Here is a 1,608-nt window from a genome sequence, read left to right on the forward strand (position 1 = left end):
GGCGACTTTGCGGGGCATCTGATGAAGCGCTTTGTTGAAGGGTTGGATCGCGGGCAGAGCACGCTGTTTCCGGCATCGCTCGACGACTATGTAACCGAGGATAACCCGGTGCGTGCGGTCGACGTGTTCGTCGACGGTCTCGATCTCGATAAGCACGGGTTTGTCGGTGTCCAGCCCCTCGATACCGGCCGACCCGGCTATCACCCTGGTGTTATGCTCAAGCTCTACATCTACGGCTATCTTAATCGGGTTCCGTCGAGCCGGCGCCTGGAGCGGGAATGCCAGCGCAACATCGAGATGATCTGGTTGACCGGGCAGCTGGCGCCGGACTTCAAGACCATTGCGGATTTCCGCAAGGACAATGGCAAGGCCATCCGTGAGGTCTGTCGCGAGTTCGTCGCGCTGTGCCGCAAGCTTGATCTGCTTGTTGCAGCGAGCGTCGCCATCGATGGATCGAAGTTCAAGGCGGTCAATGCGCGGGACAAGAACTTCACCGAGGCCAAGATGAAGCGGCGCCTGGAGCGGATCGACGAGAGCATTGCCCGGTATCTCTCGCAGCTTGAGACCGCCGATCGGCACGGCGATGCGGTGCTGGAGGCGAAGGTTGAGCGATTGAAGGGCAAGATCGAGAAGCTCAAGGAGGAGATTGTCCGGCTCAATGCGATCAATGCGCAGATGATGAAGAGCGAGGACAAGCAGATCTCGCTGACCGATCCTGACGCACGCTCGATGGCGACCAGTGGCAAGGACACCGGCATCGTTGGCTACAACGTGCAGATTGCGGTTGATACGCAGCATCATCTCATCGTGGCTCACGAGGTGACCAACGTGGGCACCGATCGCCACCAACTCGCCAACATGGCCGGGCAGGCGCGCGGCGAGATGGCTGTCGAGACGCTCGAAGTCGTTGCAGACCGCGGCTATTACGATGGAGAGGAGATCAGGGCCTGCGGGGAAGCCGGCATCACGGTGACGTTGCCGAAGCCGATGACTTCGGGCGCCAAAGCTGCTGGCCGCTTTGGCAAACAGGACTTCGTCTATATCGCCGCCGACGATGTTTATCGCTGTCCCGCCGGCGAACGGCTAACCTATCACTACACGAACGTAGAGGACGGAAAGACACTGCGCCGCTATTGGACAAGCGCCTGCAAAACCTGCGCGCTAAAAGCTCAGTGTACGACAGGCCCCGAGCGCCGCATCTCACGCTGGGAGCACGAGGCTGTTCTGGAGAAAGTTCAGAGTCGGCTCGACCACAACCCCAATGCAATGGGTGTCCGCCGTCAGACAGCGGAGCATCCATTCGGCACGATGAAGTGTTGGATGGGAGCAACGCACTTTCTCATGAGAAAGTTGCCAAAGGTGGCCACCGAGATGGCGCTCAACGTGCTCGCCTACAACATGAAGCGCGTGATGACGATCGTGGGCGTAGGCGGATTGCTGGAGGCGATGCGGGCATGAGGCCGGCCTCTGCGCGGCAAAATCAGCGCCCAGATGAACCTCCTGCTTGCCGCTGAGATGACAGGAGATCGATTCCATCGAATTAGAAGCTCGGCGGCCGCGAAATGCGCCGGTGCGCCCAAGTTACGCGATTTTCACACAGCCTGGGCC

At 59.9% G+C, this 1,608-nt stretch carries 1 protein-coding gene; it reads left to right on the forward strand.

All coding sequences use genetic code 11. The annotated features are described in order from the left end of the window. Nucleotides 1-21: 21 nt before the first annotated feature. On the forward strand, nt 22-1,458 hold the full coding sequence (locus Q0687_RS29660) for an IS1182 family transposase (RefSeq protein ID WP_298884990.1): 1,437 nt from the start codon (nt 22-24) through the stop codon (nt 1,456-1,458). Nucleotides 1,459-1,608 lie beyond the last annotated feature (150 nt).

The sequence above is a fragment of the uncultured Bradyrhizobium sp. genome (assembly GCF_936928535.1).
In the GTDB taxonomy this organism is placed as follows: domain Bacteria; phylum Pseudomonadota; class Alphaproteobacteria; order Rhizobiales; family Xanthobacteraceae; genus Bradyrhizobium.